The 7164-nt window shown below is 58.7% G+C and carries 5 protein-coding genes; 4 read left to right on the forward strand and 1 reads right to left on the reverse strand.

The features are described 5' to 3' along the window. Nucleotides 1-16 precede the first annotated feature (16 nt). Nucleotides 17-1567, forward strand: coding sequence for a multiple monosaccharide ABC transporter ATP-binding protein (mmsA, locus tag AC5RE1_RS09670; RefSeq protein WP_006680558.1), 1551 nt, complete (start codon nucleotides 17-19; stop codon nucleotides 1565-1567). Then, nucleotides 1564-2727 (forward strand): multiple monosaccharide ABC transporter permease, encoded by a 1164-nt coding sequence (gene mmsB, locus AC5RE1_RS09675; protein ID WP_006680557.1) that lies wholly within the window; start codon nucleotides 1564-1566, stop codon nucleotides 2725-2727. Before mmsA ends, mmsB begins: the two co-directional genes overlap by 4 nt. 145 nt (nucleotides 2728-2872) lie before the next feature. On the opposite strand, the gene AC5RE1_RS09680 is transcribed toward mmsB, so the two are convergent. Beyond that, nucleotides 2873-3847, reverse strand: a complete 975-nt coding sequence (locus tag AC5RE1_RS09680) for an aldose epimerase family protein (RefSeq protein WP_179370069.1) — start codon at nucleotides 3845-3847, stop codon at nucleotides 2873-2875. A 161-nt stretch (nucleotides 3848-4008) separates the two neighbouring features. Here AC5RE1_RS09680 and AC5RE1_RS09685 point away from each other — a divergent pair, with 161 nt between their 5' ends. Both AC5RE1_RS09685 and AC5RE1_RS09690 read left to right on the forward strand, forming a co-directional pair. Further along, complete coding sequence (locus AC5RE1_RS09685) at nucleotides 4009-5115, forward strand: glycerate kinase (protein ID WP_493938803.1); 1107 nt, start codon at nucleotides 4009-4011, stop codon at nucleotides 5113-5115. Nucleotides 5116-5846: 731 nt separating this feature from the next. Further along, nucleotides 5847-7100 carry an ABC transporter substrate-binding protein gene (locus tag AC5RE1_RS09690; RefSeq protein WP_040318446.1) on the forward strand — a complete coding sequence of 418 codons (1254 nt, stop codon included), beginning with the start codon at nucleotides 5847-5849 and terminating at the stop codon, nucleotides 7098-7100. The last annotated feature ends 64 nt before the right edge of the window (nucleotides 7101-7164 follow it).

Raw genomic sequence — 7164 nt, forward strand, 5'->3', positions numbered from 1 at the left:
GAAACTGAGGTGAATGATGCAGACCGATGAACTGGTCCTGCGCATGACGCACATCGTCAAGGAGTTCTCCGGTGTGAGGGCCCTCGACGACGTGACGATGGAGGTCCGACGCGGCGAAGTCCACGCCATCTGCGGCGAGAACGGCGCCGGCAAGTCGACCCTCATGAAGGTGCTATCGGGCGTCTACCCGTACGGCTCCTACGACGGCACGATCGAGTACGCCGGTGAGGAGTGCCGATTCAAGTCCATCCGTGAATCGGAGGATGTCGGCATCGTCATCATTCACCAGGAACTGGCGCTGTCCCCGTTCCTGTCCGTTGCGGAAAACATTTTCCTTGGCAACGAACGGGGACGTGCCGGATTCGTTGATTGGCACGAAACCAAGATTCTGGCGAAGGAACTGCTCGACAAGGTCGGTTTGGACGTCAACCCTGACGCGCGCGTCGTCGACCTGGGCGTTGGCCAGCAACAGCTCGTTGAAATCGCAAAGGCATTGTCCAAGGACGTCAAGCTCCTGATCCTGGACGAGCCGACCGCAGCACTCAACGACGATGACTCTGAGCACCTGCTTGAGCTGATGCGTCAGCTCCGCGAAGAGGGCATCACCATGATCATCATCTCCCACAAGCTGGGAGAAATCCGCGAGATCGCCGACTCCACGTCGATCATCCGTGACGGCAAGACCGTCGGCTACATCGACATGCACCGCCCCGAAGGCGTAACCGAAGACGAAATCATCGCCAAGATGGTCGGTCGCGAACTGTCCAACCGCTTCCCGGAGCACACGCCGACCATCGGTGACACAATCCTCGAAGTTTCCAACTGGACCGTTCACCACCCGATCGACACTGGCCGAAAGGTCGTCGACGACGCGAGCTTCGAACTGCGCCGTGGAGAGATCACCGGCCTGGCCGGTCTGATGGGTGCGGGACGTACCGAGCTTGCCATGAGCATCTTCGGTCACCAGTACGGCACCTCGATCAGCGGTGAAGTTCGCAAGAACGGCGAGGTCATCGACACCTCCACCGTGACCAAGGCGATCAGCCACCGCCTGGCATATGTCCCCGAAGACCGCAAGACGATGGGGCTGAACCTGATCCAAGACATTCGCAAGAACGTCACCATTGCAGCCATCGACAAGATCATCAAGGGGCACGTCATCCAGTCCCATGACGAGGATGCGCTGGTCGAAGACTTCCGACAGAAGCTTCGCATCAAGACCTCGTCGATCGACGCACTCGCGTCGTCCCTGTCCGGTGGCAACCAGCAGAAGGTTGTCCTAGCCAAGTGGATCAACACTGATCCCGAGATCCTCATCCTTGACGAGCCGACACGAGGCATCGACGTCGGTGCCAAGTACGAGATCTACCAAATCATTCAGCAACTAGCCGATGAGGGTCACGCTGTCCTCGTCATCTCGTCGGAGTTGCCCGAGCTTCTGGGCATCTGCGATCGCATCTACACAATGAGCCAAGGCATGATCACGGGTGTCGTTCCCGCGGCCGAAGCAACACAGGAATCTCTCATGAAGCTCATGACCAAGGAACGAGTGAAGGAAGCACGATGAAAGAGTCGACCAAACGGCTGCAGGGCAGCCTCCAGCAGTACGGGATTCTCGGTGCGCTCGTCGTCATTGTCATCCTGTTCAACATTCTTACCGGTGGCCGCCTTTTGGCCCCGAACAATATCGCCTCGCTGATTCAGCAGAACGCGTACGTGATGGTCCTGACCATCGGCATGACCATGGTCATCATCGCCCGCCACATCGACCTCGCTGTCGGCTCTGTCGTCGCCTTCGTCGGTGGCGTGGTCGCACTGCTCATGTACCAGATGCACGTTGCGTGGCCACTTGCAGTGGTCATCGGTCTGCTTCTCGGTATCTTGATTGGCTGCTGGCAGGGCTTCTGGGTTGCCTACGTTGGCATCCCCGCGTTCATCGTCACCCTGGGTGGCATGCTCATCTTCCGTGGCCTCGCGATCGTCCTCGTAGAAGCAACCGTTTCCGGTCTGCCGTCGGGCTTCGTGGCCATCGCAGCCGGATCCCTGCCCCCGTTCCTCGGCTACGCGGGCATGCTTGACGTCGTCACTCTGGTTATCGGTATCGCAACGATCGCAGTCGCGCTCTTCTCCTCTTTCCGCCGTCGCGCAAAGGATATCAAGGCAGGTGCAGCGGTCATCCCGTTCGGATTGTTCGTCACCGGTCAGGTCCTGATAGCCCTGGCAATCGCCTTCGTGACCTACCTGCTCTCCCTGTCCTCCGGTGGGACCCCGATCGTTCTCATCATCATCGGCGTCCTGGTGGTCATCTACTCGTTCGTCATGGCGAAGACGAAGTTCGGTCGTCACATCTACGCCGTTGGTGGCAACCTCCGCGCAGCCCAGCTGTCCGGTATCAACACCAAGCGCACTGACTTCCTGGTCTTCGTGAACATGGGCTTCCTTGCCGCACTCGCCGGCATCATCACGACCTCTCGCGCAGGTGCTGCAGTCGCAACCGCAGGTAACAACTACGAACTCGACGCTATCGCAGCAGCCTTCATCGGTGGTACTGCGGTCTCCGGTGGTATCGGTAAGATCTCCGGTGCCATCATCGGTGCACTCATCATGGGCGTTCTGAACATGGGCCTGTCGATTCTGGCAGTCGACTCCGCATGGCAGCAGTCCATCAAGGGTCTCGTTGTGATTCTCGCAGTCGCTGTTGACCTGATCTCCTCGAAGAAGAACTGAGGTTGAACAAGCGCGTGCTTGATATGCCTTAATCGCAGAGGGTGGTTTAAACACCTGGCTTGAATAACGTGACCCCGAAGGAATTCCTTCGGGGTCACGTGCGTCTGTCAGCCTTTGCGCTGTTTCTCAAACGTATTACTAGGCCTCAGATGCGCTCGGCACTGATGCGGTGAGTAATCGTGTAGGTCTGACCTGCCTTTAAATCGATCGCGGTGGCATATCCGGCTTCCGTCAGAGGGCTGGTCGCTGCTGAAACGCCTTCACCGAAGTCGAATGCCGAGGTAATCGGTTCGACGCCTAGACAGAGGTTGGTTCCTCCCCACGGAGCACCCTTACGACCATGGTTGGAGATCCAGAACATGACGTTATTCAACAGGGTGCGATCCCATTCAAGGGTGGCCTTGTATCCTTCAGCATCGTTGACCAAGGTGACTCGCCCGTCCTTGGGACCCGCGGTCAGAACGATTTCGTCAACCTCTTCGGTGAGGGGAAGGCGAGTCAGATCGATCGTGCCACCGTCGGCTCGAGGTGCCTTGGCAAGGTCGCTGAAACGCGCACCACGTTCAAGAACCGTCGTTCCCGAGTCGGCTGGGAAAGCCCAGAACCCATCGGCTTCGCCGAGCTCGATGTGAGCATCTCCGGTGTTCTTAGGAAGACGGAAGATGGGATGTAGACCAAGTGGCAGACGAGCATCGGTGCGCATGATGATTGAGTCTTCGAATTCAACAGCACCTTCAACGCAGGTCACGCGACGTTCCACGCGCTTTACCGGGTCGTCGTCGGCGTAGTTCAGGCTGAGTAGGGCAGAGTCGGCTTCCAGCGCCTCGACATTCCAACGCAGGTTTGCGGAGGGGCCGTGAATCCAGGGGCTGGCACCGTTGTGACCGTTACGCCATCCCTCGGGCAGTTCTTCGGCAGTTTCGGGTGCGGCGCCGAAAGGGACGCAGAGGAAGTCGCCACGAAGCTTGTCCAAAATTGGGGCCTCGGGGAAACCTTCCCACGTGGCAACGTATGAGGGAGTGAACTCTTTATCCGTTCCTGCCTCGAAAAGTGCGGTCGTCATCGCGCCCTGAATTTGGATAGTTGCGCGAACCTTACCGGTGCCGATCGAAACGCTCATCTGGACTCCTTTGTCAGTTTTCTTTAGGGCAGTTCCTGTTCTTAGCCTAGTCAATTCCGCTCTCAAAACAGGCAATACGCGTTATTGTTAGTTGTTAACAGTAATGATGCTGTTTGTCCGTACTACCCCAGTGCTGGCACCTGCTCACCCAAGGAAACGCCGTGAAATTTATCCTCGCACCCGACTCTTTCAAAGAGAACATGACTGCATTGGAAGCAGTAACGGCAATGGAAAAGGGAATCCATGACGTGTACCCCGATGCCGATTGCGTGCGCGTCCCCATGTCCGACGGCGGTGAAGGCTTCATTGAAGCCGTTGCAACCGCGTGGGGAGCTCGCCGAATCACGGCCGACAGCGTGGATGCCCTGGGCAGACCGATTCAATCCGAATACGCGCTCGCGGACGGTCGGGCCGTCCTTGATGTTGCGTCGTGTGCGGGAATTGAACTGGTCGCTCCCCACGAACGTAATGTCGTCGAATCCAATACTGCTGGCCTCGGCATGATCATTCGCGACGCCCTATCGCGTGGCGCACGCGAACTGTTGATCGGCATCGGTGGGTCTGCCACAAATGACGCTGGCATTGGAATGCTTGTTGAGCTCGGTGCTCGTCTTCTCGATGCGGATGGTGCAGAGCTTGCTCCGAAGCTAGAAAACCTCGACCAAGTAGCGAGCGTTGACACGTCTGCCTTGGACGCGTTGTTGGATGGAGTGAGCGTCAAGGTCGCTTGCGACGTGACCAACCCGCTGAATGGGCCTGAAGGCGCCACCGCAGTCTTTGGCCCGCAAAAGGGAGTCCAGCCCGAACAGGTCGAATTCTTCGACTCCCTCCATCTGCATTTCGCCACCGCCAGTGGTCACGGAGACGACGCGCTTCTGCCGGGCTCGGGCGCCGCGGGTGGCCTTGGTTTTGCGCTACGTGCCTTCCTCCATGCGGAGTTGACGCCCGGAATTGACCTTGTCGCCGACGCGGTCGGATTAGCCGATGCAGTGCAGGGAGCCGACTGGGTGTTCACAGGCGAAGGCTCGGTCGACTCTCAGACGATCAACGGCAAGACCCCCGCTGGCGTCACAGCTATCGCGCGCGCCGCCGGTGTCCCCGTCATGGTCTTCGCCGGCCGAATTAAAGAAGGTGCTGAAATCCTGCTTGAGCACGGCGTTTCCAAGATCGTGAAGGTCGGCGATCCGGCTGAGTCGCTCGAAGAAGCACTGAAGAACGGTCAAAAGAACCTGCGCGCCGCTGTTGTGAGTGCGCTGAACGCTGAGTAATTCGGGCTTCGTAAGGAGTACGACTAAGTAGAGATTCCGGCCTCGTGAATAGGTACGAGGCCGGAATCTTCTGCCATCTTTCACCTCGGATCTGGCCCGAGTGACGAGAAACCGGCGGCATGCAGGATCTTCGGCAGTTTCGGGTGTGGCGCCGAAAGGGACGCAGAGGAAGTCGCCACGAAGCTTGTTGAGGGCTCTGCTTACCCCCAACTCGAAGGGAGCCCCTCGCTCAGCACTGCGCCCACGAGGAGAGGCGCAGTCGGTCGAGTGCCCGAGTAGCCGTTCACCCGGACTGCACCTCCCGTGTCGACGTTTGGTCCCCACGCGGGCATCTACGACCTACTGCAGGAGTGACATATTTGTCAGATCAAATAATGGTTCGCCTGGTAGGGGGCGCATTGTGTTGCGTTCGTTCTATGGGGTTGCAGAAATATCTGTCTAGCTGGGAGATTGCAACATTCCTTCTCGGAAGTGAGGGTTCGTTCGCCGGTGTGGAACTTGCGTCGGGGTTGCGAATCCCGCGCCTTGATCGAAGGAGAGTTGCTAATTGTCCTAATGAAGCAAGGATGGTACTATGGCGCTTGTCACATTTAATGAAGAGTGTTGACGTCGAATGTCAGATGAACGCTGTTGCCTGGATCGCACACCGACGTGCTCTCCCGGGCGGTGCTCTCCCGGCTCGGACGCAGGGTCTTTCCTGTGTCGTTCCCCTCCCAAGAAAGAGACTGAACATGAGAACTTCTCGCACGATCAAGCGGACCGCCCTTCTCGCGGCCGCTGTCATGCCCCTATCGCTCCTTGCCGCGTGCTCCTCCGGCGGAAGCAGTGGGGAGGCCGGCTCTTCCGCCCAGACGGCGAAGATGTATGCGTGGGTCTCTTCGGAGTCTGACCGTGAGCAGTGGCAAGCCTTCGTGGACATTGCCAAAGAGAAGAACCCCGAATTCTCGTTGGAGTTCGAGGGTCCCTCTTACAACGACTACTTCACCAAGGTGAAGACCCGCATGGTCGCATCCGACGCGCCGTGCATTCTTACGACGCAGGCTGCCCGCGCCCAGGAGCTCCAGGGCATCCTCTCGCCACTCGATGAACTCATGAAGGCCAACGGCGTCGAAGCCTCGACCTACAACGCTGCGATGATCAAGGGCATGACCCTCGATGGGAAGATCGTCGCTCTCCCGTATGACGCCGAACCCGATGTCCTCTACTACAACCGCCAGATGTTCAAGGATGCTGGCCTCGAGGAGCCGGGTACTGACTACTCCACCGAGCGATTCCTCTCAGACCTCAAGGCCCTTACGAGCGACGGCAAGTACGGTCTCGCCGTCAAGCCGGCCCTCATGGACAACGCCCCGGGTTCCCTTGCGCACTCCTTCGGCGGCGTCGTGTCGAAGGATGGCAAAGTGACGATCGATGAGCAGAAGTTCGTCGACGGTGTTCAGTTCGCATTCGATCTCGTTGCCAAGGAAGGTGTCGCGGTCGCCCCGAATGCGGCCGACGGCGATGCACCCTCACAGGGTGCCTTCACTTCTGGCAAGGCCGCGATGCTCTTCGATGGTCCGTGGATGTACTCCACCTTCGAGAAGGAGCTTGGCGAGAACCTTGGTGTCGCTGTTGTCCCGAATCCGGAAGGTAAGTCCATTGGCGTTATCCAGGGCTCTGGATTCGGAATCGCCCAGTCCTGCCCGGACAAAGAAGCCGCTTTCAAGGTTCTCATGCAGCTCGTGACTCCTGAGGTCATCGGAAAGGTCGCTGCGACGCGCGGGACCGTTCCCTCGATCTCCTCGGTTGTCGATCAGTGGGCGGCAGGCAAGCCCGAGGATTCGGTTGCAGCGATCAACTATCTCCTTGAGAACGGAACTCCTCTCGTGACGACTCCGGCGTGGAATCAGATCACGACGTCGTTCATTCAGTACAGCCCCGAGGGCTTCCGCGGGACCCGCACGGCCGAGGACATCCTCGCGTCGATCGTCGGCTCTGCACAGTGATTACCCCAGGCGACAGGAACGGAGAGAACCCGTGAGAATGGCACTAGAGGCCTCCGGGAAAGTC

The organism is Actinotignum sp. usb-actsch-rep-73, assembly GCF_059082735.1.

Bases quoted from the DNA above. Each gene is read 5' to 3' on its own strand.
- mmsA (WP_006680558.1), top strand. From the start codon at position 17: ATGCAGACCGATGAACTGGTCCTGCGCATGACGCACATCGTCAAGGAG.
- mmsB (WP_006680557.1), top strand. From the start codon at position 1,564: ATGAAAGAGTCGACCAAACGGCTGCAGGGCAGCCTCCAGCAGTACGGG.
- AC5RE1_RS09680 (WP_179370069.1), bottom strand. From the start codon at position 3,847: ATGAGCGTTTCGATCGGCACCGGTAAGGTTCGCGCAACTATCCAAATT.
- AC5RE1_RS09690 (WP_040318446.1), top strand. From the start codon at position 5,847: ATGAGAACTTCTCGCACGATCAAGCGGACCGCCCTTCTCGCGGCCGCT.